Genomic DNA, 21,622 nt, shown 5'->3' on the forward strand with positions numbered 1-21,622 from the left:
GGTACCGCGGCGAAATTAGGGGGATCACTAGTTTCTCCGGGAGCCGGCCTCGTGGGCGCTGCCGGCTGGGCGGGCCGTGCAAAGACTAGGCGTTTGCCGGGTCGCCACCGGGTTCACTTCTCCAACGGATGGCATGCTCGGCGACTTCTTCCTGCGAGGTACGGCCGGGGTCCCCCTCCCTCCCCTGGCCGCCCCGCTCGATGCACGGAGGTTGTGATGGATACGCCCAGTGAGCAGGTGGTTCAGGCGCTCCGGACGTCCATGAAGGAGGCGGAACGGCTGCGGCGCCAGTACCAGAAGCTGGTCGCGGTCACCACCGAGCCGATCGCCATCGTGGCGATGAGCTGCCGGTTCCCCGGAGGTCTTGCTTCGCCTGAGGATCTGTGGCGGCTCGTCGCCGAAGGCGGGGACGCCATTTCGGGCTTCCCGTCCGACCGCGACTGGGATCTGGACCTGCTGTCCGGTGGTGGTTCGGACGGCCGGGCTCGAAGCGACGCGCGCGAGGGTGGTTTCATCCACGATGTCGCGGGCTTCGATCCAGGGTTCTTCGGTATTTCGCCGCGTGAGGCGTTGGGGATGGATCCGCAGCAGCGGTTGCTGCTGGAGGTGTCGTGGGAGGCCGTCGAGCGGGCCGGGATCGACGCCGCCCGGCTGCGCGGCAGCCGTACCGGGGTCTTCGTCGGGATGAGCGGGCAGGACTACTCCTACCTGATGGTGAACTCGCTGGCCGACCTCGAGGGCAACGTCGGGACCGGCCTGGGCGCGGGCGCGGCCTCCGGCCGGCTTTCGTACACCCTGGGTTTGGAGGGCCCGGCGGTGACGGTGGACACGGCGTGTTCGTCGTCGCTGGTGGCGATGCACCTGGCGGTGCAGGCGCTGCGGGCCGGGGAGTGCTCGCTGGCGCTGGCGGGCGGGGCGACCGTGATGGCCACCCCAGGCGCGTTCGTGGAGTTCTCCCGCCAGGGTGGGCTGGCCCCGGACGGCCGGTGCAAGGCCTTCGCCGACGCGGCGGACGGCACGGGCTGGTCCGAGGGCGTGGGCATGCTCGTGCTGGAGCGGTTGTCGGACGCTCAGCGCAACGGCCGCCAGGTCCTCGCGGTCCTGCGCGGGTCGGCGGTGAATCAGGACGGCGCCTCCAACGGCTTCACGGCGCCGAACGGTCCGTCGCAGCAGCGGGTGATCCGGCAGGCACTGGGCAGCGCCGGGCTGACTCCCGCCGACGTGGACGTGGTGGAGGGTCACGGTACGGGTACCACGCTGGGTGACCCGATCGAGGCGCAGGCGCTGCTGGCCACCTATGGTCAGGATCGGGATCGGCCGCTGCTGCTGGGGTCGGTCAAGTCGAACATCGGGCATACCCAGGCCGCCGCCGGCATGGCGGGTGTGATCAAGATGGTCATGGCTCTCCGGCATGGGGTGCTGCCCAAGACGTTGCACGTGGACGGGCCGTCGTCGCATGTGGACTGGTCGGCGGGCGCGGTGGAACTGCTGGCCGAAGCCATGCCCTGGCCTCAGGTGGAGCGGCCGTGGCGGGCCGGGGTGTCCTCGTTCGGGCTGACCGGCACCAACGCGCACGTGATCATCGAGCAGGCGCCGGAGGCTCCGCAGATCGAGGTGCCGCCCGCGGCCTCTGGTGTGGTTCCGGTGCTGGTGTCGGGCCGTACGGAAGAGGCGTTGCGGGCGCAGGCTGACCGGCTGGCGTCGTTCGCCGACGGCGAGCCTGACCTGGCGCTGGCCGACATGGCTCTTTCTCTCGTCACGACGCGATCGGTCTTCGAGCACCGGGCGGCCGTGCTGGCCGGTGATCGCGAGGATGCCGTGGCCGGGCTACGGGCCCTGGCCGAGGGGCGGTCGGGCGCGGGCGTCGTGGTGGGGCAGAGCGGGCAGCGGGGCAAGCTCGCATTCCTGTTCACCGGTCAGGGGAGTCAGCGGGCGGGGATGGGCCGGGAGTTGTATGACCGGTTCCCGGTGTTCGCGGAGGCGTTGGATGAGGTGATCGGCGAGTTCGACCCGTTGCTGGATGGGTCGTTGCGTGAGGTCTTGTTCGCTGAGGCGGAGTTGCTGGATCAGACGGGGTGGGCGCAGCCGGCGCTGTTCGCGGTGGAGACGGCGTTGTTCCGGCTGGTGGAGTCGTGGGGTGTGCGGCCGGATGCGCTGGTCGGTCATTCGATCGGGGAGCTCACGGCGGCGCATGTGGCCGGGGTGTTGTCGCTGGCGGATGCGTGTGCGCTGGTGGCGGCTCGGGCGCGGTTGATGCAGGCGCTTCCTGCCGGTGGGGCGATGGTCGCGGTCCAGGCGTCCGAGGATCAGGTTGCCGACCTGCTGGCCGGGCGTGAGGGTGAGGTGTCGATCGCGGCGGTCAACGGTCCGGCCTCGCTGGTGGTCTCCGGGGTCGAGGAGGCGGTGCTCGAGGTGGCGGCCGCGCTGGAGTCCCAGGGGGTCAGGACGCGGCGGTTGCGGGTGTCGCATGCGTTCCATTCGCCGTTGATGGATCCGATGCTGGCGGATTTCCGCGCGCTGGCCGGGACGCTCAGCTACAACCCGCCGCGGATTCCGGTGGTGTCCACCCTGACCGGGGAGACGGCCACGGCCGAGCAGTTGTGCTCGCCGGATTACTGGGTGGATCAGGTCCGTGGCGCGGTCCGTTTCGGCGATGCGGTGGGCGCTCTGCACGCTCAAGGTGTGCGGGCCTACCTGGAACTCGGCCCCGATGGGGTGCTGACCGCCATGACTCAGGACGTCCTCGCCGCTCACCCGGATCAGTCCGTCGCGGACTTGGCGGCGGATGCGGTAGCGGTACCGGTGCTGCGCAGGGACCGCGACGAGGAGTCCGCGGTCATGGCGGCGCTGGCGCACCTGTATGTGCATGGCGTGGCGGTGGATTGGCGGGCGGTGCTGCCGGGCGGGCACCGGGTGGAGTTGCCGACATACGCCTTCCAGCGTCAACGACTCTGGCCTGATGGGGCAGGTTCACGGCTGGGGAATGTCGCCGCGGCGGGCCTTGCCGCCGCAGGGCACCCGCTACTGGGTGCGGCGGTGGGGCTGGCCGGTGCGGATGGGGTGTTGCTGACCGGCAGGTTGTCGCTCCGGTCGCATCCGTGGCTGGCGGATTACGCGGTGATGGGTTCGGCGGTGGTGCCGGGCTCGGCGTTCGTCGAGCTGGCTGTGCGGGCGGGCGATCAGGTCGGCTGCGATGTGGTGGAAGAGCTGACGCTCGTCGCGCCGCTGGTGCTGGGTGAGCGGGACGCGGTCGCGGTTCAGGTGTGGGTGGGGACGCCCGATGAATCCGGTCGGCGTGAGCTGGGCGTCTATGCCCGGCCGGCCGAGGCCGCCGATGAGGAGTCGTGGATTCGGCACGCCACTGGTGTGCTGACGGATGGCAGTCGGGTGGCCGAGACGTTCGACGCGACGGTGTGGCCGCCCGCGAACGCGTCCGCGATCGAGCTGGATGGGCTGTACGAGCGGCTGGACGCGAGCGGGTTGAGTTACGGTCCGGTGTTCCAGGGCCTGAAGGCGGCTTGGCGTGGTGCCAATGGTGAGGTGTTCGCCGAGGTCGTGTTACCGGGGCAGGTGGAGTCGAGCGCGGGTTCTTTCGGGGTGCATCCGGCGTTGCTCGACGCGGCGCTGCACGCGCTGCCGTTCGCCGGTCTGGGGGATTTCGAGGGTGGTTGGGCGCCGTTCTCCTGGGGTGGCGTGTGCCTGCACGCCAGTGGTGCGTCGCTGTTGCGGGTGCGGCTGGCCAGGACGGGCGGGGATTCGGTGTCGGTGCTCGCGGTGGACGCCGCCGGGGAACCGGTGCTGTCGGTGCGGTCGCTGGTGCTACGCGCGATCTCGTCCACCTGGTTCGCCGCTGCCGGTGGCAGCCGTGGGGTGGAGCGGAATGCGCTGTTCGAGGTGGAGTGGACGCCGCTGAAGGAGCTCCCGGCGGCCGAGCCAGTGCCAGTGCCGGTGGTGGCGCTGGGCCTGAACTTTCTGGGTGTGGCCGGGGTCGCACCCCCTGTGGTGGTGATGGAGGTGATCTCGGATCCGGCGGCCGGGGTGGTGGAGTCGGCGCATGAGCTGACCGCCCGGGTGCTGGAGGTCGTGCGGGAGTGGCTGGCGGATGAGCGGTTCGCCGATTCGCGGCTGGTGTTCCTCACCCGGGGTGCGGTTGCCGCGGATGGGGCCGCGGATCTGCCGGCTTCCGCGGTGTGGGGCCTTGTCCGCAGTGCCCAGTCGGAGAATCCGGGCCGGTTCGTGCTGGTCGATGTGGACGAGCCGGAGATCTCCGCGTCGGTGCTGGCCGGGGTGCTGGCGTCGGGTGAGCCGCAGGTGGCGGTGCGCGGTGGTGAGGTGCGGGTGGCCCGGCTGGCGCGGGTGGTGCCCGGCCCCGAGGTCGACCGGCCGTGGGATCCGGACGGGACGGTGTTGATCACCGGCGGTACGGGTGGTCTGGGCGCGCTGTTCGCCCGGTATGTGGTGGCCGAACGTGGGGTGCGGCATCTGCTGCTGGTCAGCCGCCGGGGGTTGGAGGCTCCGGGTGCGGTGGAGTTGCAGGCCGAGCTGATCGCGTACGGCGTCGAGGTGACGGTCGCGGCCTGCGATGTGGCCGATCGAGAGCAGGCGGCGGCGTTGCTGGCTCTGGTGCCGGCTGAGCATCCGTTGACCGCGGTGATTCACGCCGCCGGTGTGCTGGCCGATGGGACCATTCCGTCGCTGTCGGCGGAGCGGCTGGAGATCGTGTTGCGGCCGAAGGTGGACGCCGCCTGGCATTTGCACGAGCTCACCCGTGACGGCGACTTGGCCGCGTTCATCATGTTCTCGTCGGTGGCGGCGACGTTCGGTGGTGCGGGCCAGGCCAATTACGCGGCGGCGAACGCGTTCCTGGACGCGCTGGCCGAGTATCGGCGGGCCGAGGGACAAGCCGGGTTGTCGCTGGCGTGGGGCCCGTGGGCGCAGGACAGCGGGATGACCGGCGCGCTGGGCGAGGCCGATATGCGGCGGATCGCGCGAGCCGGGATGTTGTCGTTGCTGGCGGCGCAGGGGCTGGCCCTGTTCGACGCGGCGGGCGCGGTGGGTCGTGCGGTGGTCGTGGCGGCGCGGTTCGACGTGTCGGCGGTGCGAGCGCAGGGGTGGGTGCCGCATCTGCTGCAGGGGCTGGTGCGAGGCGTGCGCCGGTCGGCGGCGTCGGCGGGGGCCGACGGGGCGCTCCTTCAGCGATTGGCCGGCCTGGGCCAGGCCGATCGGACGCGGCTGCTGGTCGAGCTGGTACGCACCGAGGTGGCCATGGTCCTGGGCCATGTTTCGCCCGCCACCCTGGAGATGAGACGGGAGTTCCGCGAGCTGGGTTTCGACTCGCTGACCGCGGTGGAGTTGCGTAACCGGCTGAACAGTGCGACGGGGTTGCGGTTGCCGTCCACGCTGGTGTTCGACTATCCGACACCGGTCGTGCTGGCGGAGTTCCTGCTGGACGAACTGCTCGGCCGGCACGCCGACGTGATCAGTCCGCCCCCCCTCGCGTCGGTCGTGGACGACCCGATCGCCATCGTGTCGATGGCGTGCCGCTATCCGGGCGGAGTGAGCTCTCCAGAAGACATGTGGCGGCTGGTCGTCGAGGGCGGGGACGGGATCAGCGGGTTCCCGACCTCTCGTGGCTGGGATCTGGGGGAGTTGTACAGCCCCGATCGGTCGCGCCGGGGGACCAGTTATGTGCGTGAGGGCGGGTTCCTGCACCAGGCCGGGGAGTTCGATCCGGGGTTCTTCGGTATTTCGCCGCGTGAGGCGTTGGCGATGGATCCGCAGCAGCGGTTGCTGCTGGAGGTGTCGTGGGAGGCTTTCGAGCGGGCCGGGATCGACCCGGTCTCGCTGCGCGGCAGCCGTACCGGCGTGTTCGCCGGCGTCACGTATCACGACTACGCGTCCAGCGCGGAGTTCCCGCCGGATGTGATGAGCTTCTTCGGCACCGGCAACGCCGGAAGCGTCCTGTCGGGCCGGATCTCCTACACGCTGGGCCTGGAGGGTCCGGCGATGACGGTGGACACCGCCTGTTCGTCGTCTCTGGTCACCATGCATCTGGCCGCGCAGGCGCTGCGCTTGGGCGAGTGCGGTCTAGCTCTGGCCGGTGGTGTGACCGTGATGGCCACGCCGGGTGCGTTCATCGACTTCAGTGAGCAGGGCGGGCTGGCTCCTGACGGGCGGTGCAAGTCCTTCGCCGACGCGGCCGACGGCACGAGCTGGGCCGAGGGCGTGGGTGTGGTGGTGCTGGAGCGCTTGTCGGACGCGCGGCGAAACGGCCACCGGATCCTGGCCGTGCTGCGCGGGTCGGCGGTGAACCAGGACGGCGCGTCCAACGGGTTGACCGCGCCGAACGGCCCGTCGCAGCAGCGGGTCATCAGGCAGGCACTGGCCGACGCCGGTCTGTCGCCGTCCGAGGTGGACGTGGTCGAGGCGCACGGTACGGGTACGACGCTGGGTGACCCGATCGAGGCGCAGGCGCTGCTGGCCACCTATGGGCAGGACCGGCCGGAGGACCGTCCGCTGCTTCTTGGGTCGATCAAGTCGAACATCGGCCACACCCAGGCGGCGGCGGGCGTGGCAGGCGTGATCAAGATGGTCCTGGCCATGGACCATGGCGTGCTGCCCAAGACGTTGTATGTGGATGCGCCGTCCTCGCATGTGGACTGGTCGGCGGGCGCGGTGGAACTGCTGACCGAGCAGCGGGCCTGGCCGCAGGTGGAGCGGCCGTGGCGGGCCGGAGTGTCGTCGTTCGGGATCAGCGGCACCAACGCCCACGTGATCATCGAGCGGGGCGACCCCCAGGAGGCTCCGCGGATCGCGGCGGAGCCGGGTGTGCTGCCGGTGCTGGTGTCGGGCCGTACGGCAGGGGCGTTGCGGGCGCAGGCCGGGCAACTGGCCTCGCATGTGGAGGCCTATCCCGAGGTGGCGCTGGCCGATACGGCGTTCGCGCTGGCCACGACGCGGTCGGCGTTCGAGCATCGCGCGGTGGTGCTGGCGAGCGACCGCGAGGGTGTGCTGGCCGGTTTGGGCGCGCTGGCCGAGGACCGTCCGGGTGCGGGCGTGGTGCGCGGGGTGGCCGGGGCGGAGCCGCAGCTGGCGGTGTTGTTCACGGGTCAGGGCAGCCAGCGGGCGGGGATGGGCCGGGAGCTGTATGAGCGTTTCCCGGTGTTCGCCGAGGCTTTGGACGCGGTGATCGCGGAGCTGGATCCGCTGCTCGACCGGCCGCTGCGCGAGGTCATGTTCGCCGAGGCGGAGCTGTTGGATCAGACGGGGTGGGCGCAGCCGGCGCTGTTCGCGCTGGAGACGGCCCTGTTCCGGCTGGTGGAGTCCTGGGGTGTGGTGCCGGATGTGCTGGCGGGGCATTCGATCGGGGAGGTCACCGCCGCTCACGTGGCCGGGGTGCTGTCTCTGAGTGACGCGTGTGCGCTGGTGGCGGGCCGGGCGCGGTTGATGCAGGCGCTGCCCGCGGGTGGGGCGATGGTGGCGGTCCAGGCCTCGGAGGAGGAGGTCGCCGCGCTGCTGGCGGAGCGTGTGGGCGAGGTGTCGATCGCGGCGGTGAACGGTCCGAACGCCGTGGTGATCTCCGGGGTTGAGGGCCCGGTCCTCAGCGTCGCGGCCGTCCTGGAAGAACGGGGGGTCAGGACGCGGCGGTTGCGGGTCTCGCACGCGTTCCATTCGCCGTTGATGGATCCGATGCTGGCGGACTTCCGGGCGGTCGCCGAGAAGCTGACCTACCGTGCCCCAAAGATCCCGATCGTGTCGACGCTGACCGGACGACCGGCGGACGAGGAGCTGTGCTCGCCGGGTTACTGGGTGGACCAGGTCCGAGGCGCGGTCAGGTTCGCCGACGGCGTCCGCACCCTGCACGCCCGGGGCGTACGGGCCTATCTGGAACTGGGCCCCGACGGGGTGCTGACCGCGATGGCCGACGACACCCTCGTCGCGCTGGCCGACTCCGCGGCCGAATCGGACCCGGTGCTGGTGCCGGTGCTGCGGCGAGACCGCGACGAGCGGTCGGCGGCCATGACCGCGCTGGCGGAACTGCACGTACACGGCGTACCGCTCGACTGGCGGGCGGTCTTCCCCGGCGCCCGCCGGGTCGAGCTGCCCACCTATGCCTTCCAGCGGGAGCAGTACTGGCCGAACGGCAAGAAGATCGGGGATGCCCGCGGTCTGGGCCTGGCCGCGGCGGAGCATCCGCTCCTGGGCGCCGCCGTTCGCCTGGCCGACTCCGACGGCGTGCTGCTGACCGGGCGCCTGTCCGTACGGTCGCACCCCTGGCTGGCTGATCACGTGGTGGGCGGGATGGTGTTCTTCCCGGGCACCGGGTTCCTTGAGCTGGCGATCCGGGCCGGTGACCAGGTCGGCTGCGACCTGGTCGAGGAGCTGACGCTGGCCGCCCCGCTGGTGCTGGACGCGGATGACGCGGTCGCGGTGCAGGTGTCGGTGGGCGCCACGGAGGACTCCGGTCGTCGTGCCGTGAACATCTACGCCCGACCGGCGGAGGCCGAGGATCACCTGCCGTGGGTGCGGCACGCGGTCGGCTTCCTCGCCCCCGGCGATCGGCGCGCCGAGCGGCTCGACACCGAAGCCTGGCCGCCGCAGGGCGCGACCGCGATCGAGCTCGACGGGCTGTACGAGCGGCTGGCCGAGGACGGGCTCGCCTACGGGCCGGTGTTCCAGGGCCTGCGGGCGGCCTGGAAGGGCGCGGGCGGCGAGGTGTTCGCCGAGGTCGCCCTGCCGGAGCAGGTCGCCGACGCCGGTCTGTTCGCCCTGCATCCGGCGCTGCTCGACTCGGCCCTGCACTCGGTGCCGTTCGTCGGGATGGAGACGGCCGGCGGCAGGCTGCCGTTCTCGTGGAGTGAGGTGAGCCTCCGGGCCGTGGGCGCGTCGGCGTTGCGCGTACGGCTGGCCCAGGCCGGTGACGATTCCGTGTCGCTGATCGCGGTGGACGCCGCCGGGGAGCCGGTGCTGTCGGCGCGATCGCTGGTACTACGGCCGGTTTCGGCCGATCAGCTGGCTGCCCACGATCATGGCGTGGAACGCGACTCACTGTTCCGGTTGGACTGGGCTGCCGTACCGATGACGGTCTCCCCGGTGGACGCCGTGGTCGGGTTGGAGGTGGCCGAGCTCACCGGTGATCTCGACTCCCTGGACCTTCCGGTCGGCAGGGTGCCCGACCTGGTGACCGTCGAGATCGACGTCGCCGACTCCGCGAATATGGCGGAATCGGCGCACGAAGTGACCACACGTGTGCTGGGCCTGCTGCAGCAGTGGCTCGCCGATGAGCGGTTCGTCGATTCGCGCCTGGTGTTCGTCACCCGGGGCGCGGTCGCGACCGGCGCGGGCGAGACCGTGTCGAACCCGGCCGCGGCCACCGTGTGGGGGCTGGTCCGTAGCGCGGAGGCGGAGAATCCGGGCCGCTTCCTGCTGGCCGATGCGGAGGAGCAGGAGACCGCCCTGTCGGCGCTGCCCGTCCTGCTGGCCTGCGGTGAACAACAGGCGGCGGTGCGCGACTTCGAGGCGCGGGTTCCCCGCCTCGCCCGGCTGTCACCGGACGAACACGACGTCCGAGCCTGGAACCCCGAAGGCACGGTGTTGATCACCGGTGGGACCGGCGGCCTGGGCGCGCGACTGGCCCGGCACCTGGTGGCCGAACACGAGGTACGGCACCTACTGCTGGTGAGCCGCCGGGGCCTGAACGCCCCGGGAGCGGAGGAGCTACGGGCGGACCTGGTCGCCGACGGCGCCCAGGTGAGCGTGGTGGCGTGCGACGTCTCGGACCGGGACGCGGTGGCGGAGCTGCTGGCGAATGCCGACCGGCCGCTGACCGCGGTGATCCACACGGCCGGTGTCCTGGACGACGGGACGATTCCCCTGCTGACGCCTGAGCGCATCGCCAAGGTGTTGCGTCCCAAGGTGGACGCCGCCTGGCACCTGCACGAGCTCACGCGGGACATGGACCTGGCCGCCTTCATCATGTTCTCGTCGGTGTCCGGCACGTTTGGTGGGTCCGGGCAGGGCAACTACGCGGCGGGCAACGCTTTCCTGGACGCGCTGGTCCAGCACCGGAGAGCCGCGGGCCTGCCGGCGCTGTCGCTGGCATGGGGGCCGTGGTCGACGGAGGCCGGGATGACCAGCCGGTTGTCGCAGGTGGACGTCAACCGGTTGACCATGAGCGCGCTGCGGCTGATCTCACTCTCGCAGGGCATGGCGTTGTTCGACGCGGCCGTCGCCTCCGGCGAATCGGCGGTGGCCCCGGTACGGCTGAACATGCCGGCTTTGCGTGCTTACGAGGAGCTACCGCCGATGCTGAGCGGGTTGGTCCCCGCCGTACGCCGCACGAAGGCGGTCGCACCACAAGGCCAGAGCAAACTCCTGCGGCAACTTGCTCCCTTGGGTGCCGCGGAACGCATCGAGGTCCTGCTGGACGTTGTGCGGACCGAGGTGGCGCTCGTGCTGGGCCACGCCACGCGCGACACGGTGGAGGTGCGGCGGGAGTTCCGTGAGCTGGGCTTCGACTCGCTGACCGCGGTCGAGCTGCGCAACCGGCTGAACGCCGCGACGGGTCTGCGTCTGTCGGCCACGCTGGTGTTCGACTACCCGACCCCGACCGTGCTGGCCAGACATCTGCTCGACGAGCTGATGGGTACGCAGGCGGAAGTCCTGGACGGGGCGCCGCAGATGGTGCCGCCGGTGGCCGACGACCCGATCGTGATCGTGGGTATGGCGTGCCGGTATCCGGGTGGGGTCGCCTCGCCGGAGGATCTGTGGCGGCTGGTGGCCGAGGGTGGGGACGGGATCAGCGGGTTCCCGACGACCCGTGGTTGGGATCTGGGCGGGCTGTTCAACCCGGATCGGGAGAGTCGCGGGACCAGTTATGTGCGTGAGGGTGGGTTCCTGCACGAGGCCGGGGAGTTCGATCCGGGGTTCTTCGGGATTTCGCCGCGTGAGGCGTTGGCGATGGATCCGCAGCAGCGGTTGCTGCTGGAGGCGTCCTGGGAGGCGGTCGAGCGGGCGGGGATCGAGCCGGGTTCGCTGCGCGGCAGCCGTACCGGCGTGTTCGCCGGAGTGATGTATCACGACTACAACCCGGGCCGTCTGGAGTTCCCTCCAGAGGTGATGAGCTTCGTGGGGACCGGGACCGCCGGAAGTGTGCTGTCCGGCCGTCTCTCGTACACGCTGGGGTTGGAGGGCCCGGCGGTGACGGTGGACACCGCGTGCTCGTCGTCGCTGGTGGCGTTGCATCTGGCGGCGCAGTCACTGCGTGGCGGTGACTGCTCGCTGGCGCTGGCCGGTGGCGTGACCGTGATGGCCACCCCGACGCCGTTCATCGGCTTCAGCGCCCAGGGCGGGCTGGCCGGGGACGGCCGGTGCAAGTCCTACTCCGACGCGGCTGACGGGGTGAGCTGGTCCGAGGGTGTGGGCATCCTGGTGCTGGAGCGGTTGTCGGACGCTCAGCGCAACGGGCACCAGGTCCTGGCGATCGTGCGTGGTTCGGCGGTGAACCAGGACGGCGCGTCCAACGGGTTGACCGCGCCGAATGGTCCTTCGCAGCAGCGGGTGATCCGGCAGGCGCTGGCCGGTGCCGGTTTGTCGCCGTCCGAGGTGGACGCGATGGAAGGGCACGGTACGGGTACGACGCTGGGTGACCCGATCGAGGCGCAGGCGCTGCTGGCGACCTACGGGCAGGATCGGCCGGAGGATCGGCCGCTGCTTCTTGGGTCGATCAAGTCGAACATCGGTCACACGCAGGCGGCCGCTGGGGTCGCTGGTGTGATCAAGATGGTCATGGCCATGCGCCACGGGGTGCTGCCCAAGACGCTTCACGTGACGGAACCGTCCTCGCATGTGGACTGGTCGGCCGGTGCGGTGGAGCTGCTGACCGAGCCGGTGGAGTGGAAGCAGAACGGTCACCCGCGTCGGGCGGGTGTGTCGTCGTTCGGGATCAGCGGCACCAACGCGCACATCATCCTCGAACAAGGACCGGAAACACCGGAAGGGGAGGAGACTCCGCAGGACCGGGCGCCGGGTGTGGTGCCGTGGGTGGTGTCGGCGAAGACCGAGGAGTCGTTGCGCGGTCAGGCGCGTCGTCTGGTGGCGCATGTGGAGGCCGGCGAGCTGGACCCGGTGGACGTTGGATCCTCGCTGGTGGTGTCGCGGTCGGTGTTCGAGCACCGTGCGGTGGTGGTTGGACGTGACCGTCAGGAACTGTTCGCGGGCTTGGGCGTTGTCGCCTCGGGTGAGCCCGCGGCCGGTGGCGTGGTCGCGGGTGTGGCCGATGTGTCCGGGAAGTCGGTGTGGGTGTTCCCGGGTCAGGGGGCGCAGTGGGCGGGGATGGGTGTCGCCCTGCTTGAGGAGTCGCCGGTCTTCGCTGGTCGGATGGCGGAGTGCGCGGCGGCGTTGGAGCCGTTGGTGGACTGGTCGTTGCTGGATGTGGTCCGCCAGGCCGATGGGCTGGATCGGGTGGATGTGGTCCAGCCGGTGTCGTTCGCGGTGATGGTCTCTTTGGCGGCGGTCTGGGAGTCGCTGGGCGTCCGCCCCGACGCCGTGGTCGGCCATTCTCAAGGCGAGATCGCCGCCGCGGTGGTCGCGGGTGGCCTGTCTCTCCAGGACGGCGCCCGGGTGGTGGCCTTGCGCAGCCGCCTGATCGGGGAGCAGTTGGCTGGGCTCGGGGCGATGGCGTCGGTGGCGTTGCCGGTCGAGCAGGTGCGTGAGCGGCTGTCGTCCTGGGACGGCCGGGTGTCGGTCGCGGCGATCAACGGCCCTCGCTCGGTGGTGGTGGCCGGTGAGGTGCAGGCCGTCGATGAGCTGGTGGAGCAGCTAACCGCGGATGAGGTGCGGGTTCGCCGGATCGCGGTGGACTATGCCTCGCATTCGGCTCAGGTCGATCTGATCGGTGCGGAGCTGGCCCAGGTCCTGACCGGGGTGGTGCCGCAGCCGGTGCGGGTGCCGATGTTGTCGACGGTGACCGGCCTTTGGCTGGAGGGGCCGGAACTCGATGCGGCGTATTGGTGTGACAACCTGCGCAACACGGTCAACTTCGCTCCGGCGGTCGGGCAGCTGCTGGAGCAGTGGTATCGGGCGTTCGTGGAGGTGAGCCCGCATCCGGTGTTGACGGTCGGCATCGGCGAGTGCGTGGACGAGGCCGGGGTGGACGCGGTGATCGCCGGGACGCTGCGCCGCGATGAGGGCGGGCTGGACCGGGTGCTGGTCTCGGCCGCCGAGCTGTTCGTGCGCGGTGTGGCGGTGGACTGGCGGGCCGTGCTGGCTGGCGGTCGCCGGGTCGATCTGCCGACCTATGCCTTCCAGCACCAGCGGTTCTGGCCGAGCGCCAGGCAGGGCGGTGATGCCCGTGTGCTGGGCCTGTCCGCGACCAGGCACCCGCTGTTGGGGGCGGCCGTGGGCTTGGCCGATTCCGACGGGGTGGTGCTGACCGGACGCCTGTCGCTCGCTTCGCATCCGTGGCTGGCCGACCACACCGTGGCCGGGATGGTGTTCTTCCCCGGCACCGGGTTCCTTGAGCTGGCGATCCAGGCGGGTGACCAGGTCGGCTGCGAGGTGGTGGAGGAGCTGACGCTGGCCACGCCGCTGGTGCTGGGCGAGGGCGAGGCGGTCGTGGTCCAGATCGCGGTGGGTGCGCCGGAGGAGTCGGGCCACCGGAGCGTGAACATCTATGCCCGCTCGGCGGAGGCCGGCGGCGATGTGCCGTGGGTACGGCATGCCACCGGGACGCTCGCCACGGGTGGCCGGGCCGCGGTGCCGTTCGACGCGGCGGTGTGGCCTCCGGCCGGTGCCACCGCGATCGAGCTGGACGGGCTGTATGACGCTCTGGCCTCCGGAGGGCTGGGCTACGGTCCGTTGTTCCAGGGGCTGCGGGCGGCCTGGCATGGATCTGACGGTGGGATTTTCGCCGAGGTCGCGTTGCCCGAGCAGGCGCATTCGGAGGCGGGTGCGTTCGGGTTGCACCCGGCGTTGCTGGATGCGGCCTTGCACGCGGTGACTTTTGTTGGGCTGGAGCAGGTGGAGGGCGGCCGGCTGCCGTTCTCGTGGGGTGAGGTGTGCCTGCGCGCCGTTGGTGCGTCGATGTTGCGGGTGCGGCTGGCTCGGACGGGTCCGGATTCGGTGTCGCTGGCGGCGGTGGATACCGCTGGGGAGCCGGTGCTGTCGGCGCGGTCGCTGGTGCTGCGGCCGATCTCGTCCGGTCAGCTCGCGGGCGGTGGCGGTCGCGGGACGGAAGGGGAGGGGCTGTTCCGGCTGGAGTGGTCGGAGCTTTCTGGAGTCTCTCCGGCCGATCCGGTGCCGATGGCGGTGGTCGGTCTGGACACGCTGGGTCTTGCCGGGGAGCAGGTCGAGGTTCATCCGGATCTGTCGGCGTTGGCCGAGGCGGGTCCGGTGCCAGATGTGGTGCTGGTCGAGGTCGTCACCGAGCCGATGGCGGATGCGGTGGGTACGGCGCATGGGGTGACCGCTGGGGTGCTGGGTCTGCTGCAGGGGTGGCTGGCCGATGAGCGGTTCGGCGATTCGCGTTTGGTGTTCGTGACGTGGGGTGCGGTGTCCGCGGGTGAGGGCGAGGTGGTCACTGATCTGGCCGCGGCTGCCGCGTGCGGGCTGGTGCGGTCGGCGCAGTCGGAGAATCCGGGGCGGTTCGTCCTGGTAGATGTTGATGAGGAGCTGTCCGGGCCGATTCTGGCCGGGGTGCTGGCCAGCGATGAGCCGCAGGTAGCAGTGCGCGCCGGTGGGGTGCGGGTGCCGCGGTTGGCGTCGCTGGTGTCGGGGGCGGGTTTGGTGCCTCCGGCCGGCGGGGTGCCGTGGCGGCTGGGCAGCCAGGCCAAGGGCAGCCTGGACGCGCTGGAACTGCTCCCGATTCCGCAGGCGGCCGGACCGTTGGAGGCCGGGCAGGTGCGCCTGGAGGTCCACGCGGCGGGGGTGAACTTCCGTGACCTGCTGGACGGGTTGAACGCGCTGGGCTGGTTCCAGGACATGGTCGGTCTGATGGGTGGTGAGGCGGCCGGGGTAGTGCTGGAGGTCGGCCCAGGGGTGGACGACCTGCGCCCGGGGGACCGGGTGATGGGTCTGGCCTCCGGTTCGTTCGGCCCGGTGGCGTTGGCCCGCGCCCACTACCTGACCAAGATCCCCGATGGGATCACCTTTGAGCAGGCGGCGACGATTCCGGTGACGTTCCTGACCGCCTATTACGGGCTGATGGATCTGGCCGGGTTGCAGCCGGGCGAGTCGCTGCTGGTGCACGCCGGGACGGGCGGCGTGGGCATGGCGACGATTCAGCTGGCCCAGCGGCTGGGGGTCGAGGTGTACGCCACGGCCAGCCCGGCCAAGTGGGACGTGCTGCGCTCGCTGGGCATCCCGGATGATCACATCGCCTCCTCGCGGAGTCTGGAGTTCGAGGAGCGCTTCCGGGAGGTGTGCGGCGATCGGGGGATCGATGTGGTCCTCAACTCGCTGACCGGGGAGTTCATCGACGCCACCGCGCGGTTGCTGCGTCCGGGTGGCCGGTTTGTCGAGATGGGCAAGCTGGACATCCGTGACCAGGAGCAGTTCCCGGGGCTGGTGTATCACTGGTTCGATGTGATGGACGCCGGTCCGGAGCGGTTGCACGAGATCCTGGCCGAGCTGGCGGGTTTGCTCGCGGCTGGTGAGTTGCGGCCGCTACCGGTCACGGCGTGGGATGTGCGGCGGGGCCGTGAGGCGTTCCGGTTCATGAGCCAGGCCCGGCACACCGGCAAGATCGTGCTGACGATGCCCCGGCGGTGGGACCCGGAAGGCACCGTGCTTGTCACCGGTGGTACGGGTGGTCTGGGTGCGGAGGTGGCTCGGCATCTGGTGGCCGAGCATGGGGTGCGGCATCTGCTGCTGGTCAGCCGAAGGGGCCTGGAAGCGGCCGGCGCACGTGAGCTTGAGCAGGACCTGGCCGCGCAGGGCGCGCACGTGACCATCGCCGCCTGTGATGTGGCCGACCGGGAAGCGACGGCCGGTTTGCTGGCCGGTATCGGTGCCGAGCATCCGCTGACCGCGGTGATTCACACCGCGGGTGTGCTGGCTGACGGGACCATCGCTTCGTTGACGCCGGAGCGGCTGGAGTCGGTGCTACGGCCGAAGGTGGACGCCGCCTGGCACCTGCACGAGCTGACCCAGGACATGGATCTGGCCGGGTTCGTGGTGTTCTCCTCGCTGTCCGGGCTGATGGGTGCCCGTGGTCAGGGCAATTACGCGGCGGCCAACGCCTGGCTGGACGCGTTGATGGCTGCCCGCCGGGCCCAGGGACTGCCGGGCTTGTCCCTGGCGTGGGGGCTGTGGGAGCAGGCCACCGGAATGACCGGGGGCATGTCGCAGGCCGATGTAGAGCGGATGACCGCTGCCGGTCTGCCGCCCATCACCACCGAGCAGGGGCTGGCCCTGTTCGACACGGCCATCGGCTCGGATTCACCGTTCGTCGTCCCGGTCCTGCTGAACATGCCGGCGATGCCCGCTCAGCTGGTCCCGCCGCTGTTCCGCGGGCTGGTACGCGGCACCCGCCGCACGGCCGCGTCGGCGGCGGCGGGCGGTGGCGCGAGCGAGGCACTGTACCGGCAGCTGGCGGGTCTGGACAATCCCAAGCGGGTCCGCCTGCTGGCCGACCTGGTACGCGCTCAGGCCGCCGCCGTCCTCGGACACTCCGACCCCGCTGCGGTGGAAGTCCGGCGGGAGTTCCGCGAGCTGGGCTTCGACTCGCTGACCGCGATCGAACTGCGCAACCGGCTCAACGCCGCCACCGGGCTGCGCCTACCCGCAACCCTCATCTTCGACTACCCCACGCCCGTTGTCCTCGCCGAATATCTGCTCGGCGAGCTGATGGGCACGCAGGCGGAAGTCCTGGACGCGGCGCCGCGGGTGTTGCCGCCGGTGGCCGACGATCCGATCGTGATCGTGGGCATGGCGTGCCGGTATCCGGGCGGGGTCGCCTCGCCGGAGGACCTGTGGCGTCTGGTGGCCGAGGGCGGGGACGGGATCAGCGGGTTCCCGACCACTCGCGGCTGGAATCTGGACGGGCTGTACAACCCGGATCGGGAGAGTCGCGGGACCAGCTATGTGCGTGAGGGCGGGTTCCTGCACCAGGCCGGGGAGTTCGATCCGGGATTCTTCGGGATCTCGCCGCGTGAGGCGCTGGCGATGGACCCGCAGCAGCGGGTGCTGCTGGAGACGTCCTGGGAGGCGATCGAGCGGGCCGGGATCGAGCCGGGTTCGCTGCGCGGCAGCCGTACCGGCGTGTTCGCCGGAGTGATCAACCATGACTACACCTCGGGCCATCTGGAGTTCCCTCTGGAGGTAATGGCCTTCCTGGGGACCGGGACCGCCGGAAGCGTGCTGTCCGGCCGGATCTCGTACACGCTGGGGTTGGAGGGCCCGGCGGTGACGGTGGATACCGCCTGCTCGGCCTCCTTGGTGGCGGTGCATCTGGCTGCGCAGTCACTGCGTGGTGGTGACTGCTCGCTGGCGCTGGCCGGTGGCGTGACCGTGTTGGCCACCCCGGGAGCCTTCATCGATTTCAGCGCGCAGGGCGGACTGGCTCCTGATGGGCGGTGCAAGTCCTTCGCTGACGCGGCTGACGGGGTGAGCTGGTCTGAGGGTGTGGGTGTGCTGGTGTTGGAGCGGTTGTCGGACGCGCGCCGAAACGGGCATCAGGTGCTGGCGATCGTCCGTGGCTCGGCGATCAATCAGGACGGCGCGTCGAACGGGTTGACGGCGCCGAATGGTCCTTCGCAGCAGCGGGTGATCCGGCAGGCGCTGGCCGGTGCCGGTTTGTCGCCGTCCGAGGTGGACGCGATGGAGGCGCACGGCACCGGTACGACGCTGGGTGACCCGATCGAGGCGCAGGCGCTTTTGGCGACCTATGGGCAGGATCGGCCGGAGGACCGGCCGCTGCTTCTTGGGTCGATCAAGTCGAACATCGGTCACGCGCAGGCCGCCGCCGGTGTGGCGGGTGTGATCAAGATGGTGCTGGCCATGCGCCACGGCCTGCTGCCCAAGACGCTGCATGTGGACGCGCCGTCGTCGCACGTGGACTGGGACTCGGGGGCGGTCAAACTGCTCACCGAGCCGGTGGAATGGCAGCGGAACGGTCATCCGCGCCGGGCCGGTGTCTCCTCGTTCGGGCTCAGCGGCACCAACGCGCATGTGATCTTGGAGGAAGGGCCGGAGGTTCCGCAGGCCGAGCCGGATGCGGAGGAGCAGGTGCCGGCCGCTGGTGTGGTGCCGGTGCTGGTGTCGGCCAAGACGGGTCAGGCGTTGCGGGCGCAGGCCGGACGTCTGGCGTCGTATCTGGACGGTGAGTCTGACCTGCGGCTCAGCGATGTGGCGTTCGCGCTGGCCACGACGCGGTCGGCGTTCGAGCATCGTGCGGTGGTGCTGGCCGGGGACCGCGAGGGTGTGCTGGCCGGTTTGGGCGCGCTGGCCGAGGACCTGCCGGGTGCGGGCGTGGTGCGCGCGGTGGCCGGGGCGGAGCCGCAGCTGGCGGTGCTGTTCACCGGCCAGGGGAGTCAGCGGGCGGGGATGGGCCGCGAGCTGTACGACCGTTTCCCGGTGTTCGCCGAAGCCTTGGACGAGGTGATCGCCGAGCTGGAACCCTCGCTTGAGCCGGCCGGGCAGGGTCGTTCGCTGCGCGAGGTCCTGTTCGCCGAGCCGGGTACGCCCGAAGCGGACGCGCTGGATCAGACGGGGTGGGCGCAGCCGGCGCTGTTCGCGCTGGAGACCGCGTTGTTCCGGCTGGTGGAGTCGTGGGGTGTGGTGCCGGATGTGCTGGCCGGTCATTCGATCGGGGAGCTCACGGCGGCTCATGTGGCTGGGGTGCTCTCGCTGGCCGATGCGTGTGCGTTGGTGGCGGCCCGGGCGCGGTTGATGCAGGCGCTGCCCGCGGGCGGGGCGATGGTGGCGGTGCAGGCGTCCGAGGATCAGGTCGCCGTCCTGCTGGCCGGGCGTGAAGACCAGGTGTCGATCGCGGCGGTCAACGGTCCGGCCTCGCTGGTGGTCTCCGGTGTCGAGGAGGCGGTGCTCGAGGTGGCCGCCGCGCTGGAATCTCAGAAGGTCAAGACGCGGCGGCTGCGGGTGTCGCATGCGTTCCATTCGCCGTTGATGGACCCGATGCTGGAGGACTTCCGCACGGTGGCGAGCAGGCTCACCTACAACCCGCCGCGTATCCCGATCGTTTCCACCCTGACCGGAGAGGCGGTCACGGCCGAGCGGCTGTGCTCGCCGGGCTATTGGGTGGAGCAGGTCCGTGGCGCGGTCCGCTTCGCCGACGGCGTTCGCACGCTCCAGACCCAGGGCGTGCGGGCGTATTTGGAGTTGGGCCCCGACGGCGTCCTGACCGCCATGGCGCAGGACACTCTCGATGATGGCTCTGCCGTGGATGCGTTCGGCGCGGATGTGGTGCTGGTGCCGGTGCTGCGCAAGGACCGGGACGAGCATACGGCTGTGCTGACGGCGCTGGCCGAGTTGCACGTGCACGGGGTGCCGGTCGACTGGCGGGCGGTGCTGCCGGGCGGTCGCCGGGTCGATCTGCCGACCTATGCCTTCCAGCGTCAGTGGTTCTGGCCCAAGGGGCTGGCGTCTCGGGTGGGTAATGTGGCCGCGGCTGGGCTGGCGGTGGCCGGTCATCCTCTGCTGGGTGCGGCGGTAGGCCTGGCCGACTCCGACGGTGTGCTGCTGACCGGGCGCGTGTCGGTGCGGTCGCATCCGTGGCTGGCCGATCACGTGGTGTCCGGGACGGTGATCTTCCCGGGTACCGGGTTCCTGGAGCTGGCGATCCGGGCGGGTGACCAGGTCGGCTGCGACCAGATCGAGGAGCTGACCTTGACCGCGCCGCTGGTGCTGGGCGAGGGCGAGGCGGTCGCGGTGCAGGTGTCGGTGGGTGCGCCGGAGGAGCCGGGTCACCGGAGCGTGAACATCTATGCCCGTTCGGCGGAGGCCGGCGAGGATGTGCCGTGGGTGCGGCACGCGACCGGGACGCTCGGGACCGGTGCTTCGGAAGCCGGGTCGTTCGATGCGGCGGTGTGGCCGCCGCGTGGCGCGACCGCGATCGAGCTGGACGGCTTGTACGAGGACCTGGCCGCGGGCGGGTTCGGCTACGGTCCGGTGTTCCGGGGGCTGCGGGGGGCCTGGAGTGGATCTGACGGTGAGGTTTTCGCCGAGGTGGCGTTGCCCGAGGGGGCGGAGTCGGAGGCGGGTGCGTTTGGTTTGCATCCGGCGTTGCTGGATGCGGCGTTGCACGCGGTGAGTTTTGTTGGGCTGGAGCCGGTGCAGGGTGGCCGGTTGCCGTTCTCGTGGGATGGCGTGTGCCTGCGCGCCGTTGGTGCGTCGATGCTGCGGGTGCGGCTGGCCCTGACGGGTCTGGATTCGGTGTCGCTGGTGGCGGTGGATGCCGCTGGGGAGCCGGTGGTGTCGGCGCGGTCGCTGGTGCTGCGCCCGTTCTCGCCGGATCAGCTCGCGGGCGGTCGCGGGGCAGAGGGGGAAGGGCTGTTCCGGCTGGAGTGGACCGCGCTTTCCGATGTTCCGGTGGCCGATCCGGTGCCGGTGGTGGTGGTCGGTCTGGACACGCTGGGTCTTGCCGGGGAGCAGGTCGAGGTTTATCCGGATCTGTCGGCGCTGGCCGAGGCGGGGCCGGTGCCGGGTGTGGTGCTGGCCGGGATCGTGACCGAGCCGATGGCGGATGCGGTGGGCGCGGCGCATGGGGTGACCGCTGGGGTGCTGGGTCTGCTGCAGGGATGGCTGGCCGACGAGCGGCTGGAGGACTCGCGGCTGGTGTTCGTGACGCGGGGCGCGGTGGCGGCCGGTGAGGGCGAGGAGATCGCCGATCTGGCTGCAGCGGCGGTGTGGGGTCTGGTCCGTAGTGCGCAGTCGGAGAATCCGGGGCGGTTCGTCCTGGTGGATGTCGATGGGGAGCTGTCCGGGCCGGTTCTGGCCGGGGTGCTGGCCTGTGATGAGCCGCAGGTGGCGGTGCGTGCCGGTGGGGTGCGGGTGCCGAGGTTGGCGCCGCTGGCGTCGGGGTCGGGATTGGTGCCTCCGACAGGGGTGCCGTGGCGGCTGGGCAGCCAGGCCAAGGGCAGCCTGGACGCGCTGGAAGTGCTTCCCTTCCCGAGGGCGGCGGAACCACTGGGGGCCAGGCAGGTGCGCGTCGCGGTGCACGCCGCGGGAGTCAACTTCCGGGACCTGCTGGACGGGTTGAACGCGCTGGGCTGGCTCCAGGACAAGGTCGGCTTGATGGGAGGCGAGGCCGCCGGCGTGGTGCTGGAGATCGGCTCCGAGGTGGGGGATCTGCGCCCGGGCGACCGGGTGATGGGTCTGGCCGAGGGCGCGTTCGGTCCGGTGGTCGTCATGGAGGCCAGGGCCTTGGTGAAGGTCCCCGACAAGATCTCCTTCGAGCAGGCGGCGACGATCCCGGTGGTGTTCCAGACCGCCTATTACGGGCTGATGGATCTGGCCGGGTTGAAACCGGGCGAGTCGTTGCTGGTGCACGCCGGGACGGGCGGCGTGGGCATGGCGGCGATCCAGCTGGCCCAGCGGCTGGGCGTTGAGGTGTTCGCCACGGCGAGCCCGGCCAAGTGGGACGTCCTCCGCTCGCTGGGCATCCCCG

General features: G+C 70.9%; 1 protein-coding gene. It reads left to right on the forward strand.

From position 1 onward, the window contains the following. Positions 1–216: 216 nt before the first annotated feature. On the forward strand, positions 217–21,622 hold a 21,406-nt coding region (locus tag Aple_RS55440; RefSeq protein ID WP_155343103.1), incomplete at its 3' end, for a type I polyketide synthase.

This window comes from Acrocarpospora pleiomorpha (assembly GCF_009687885.1).
Taxonomy (GTDB): domain Bacteria; phylum Actinomycetota; class Actinomycetes; order Streptosporangiales; family Streptosporangiaceae; genus Acrocarpospora; species Acrocarpospora pleiomorpha.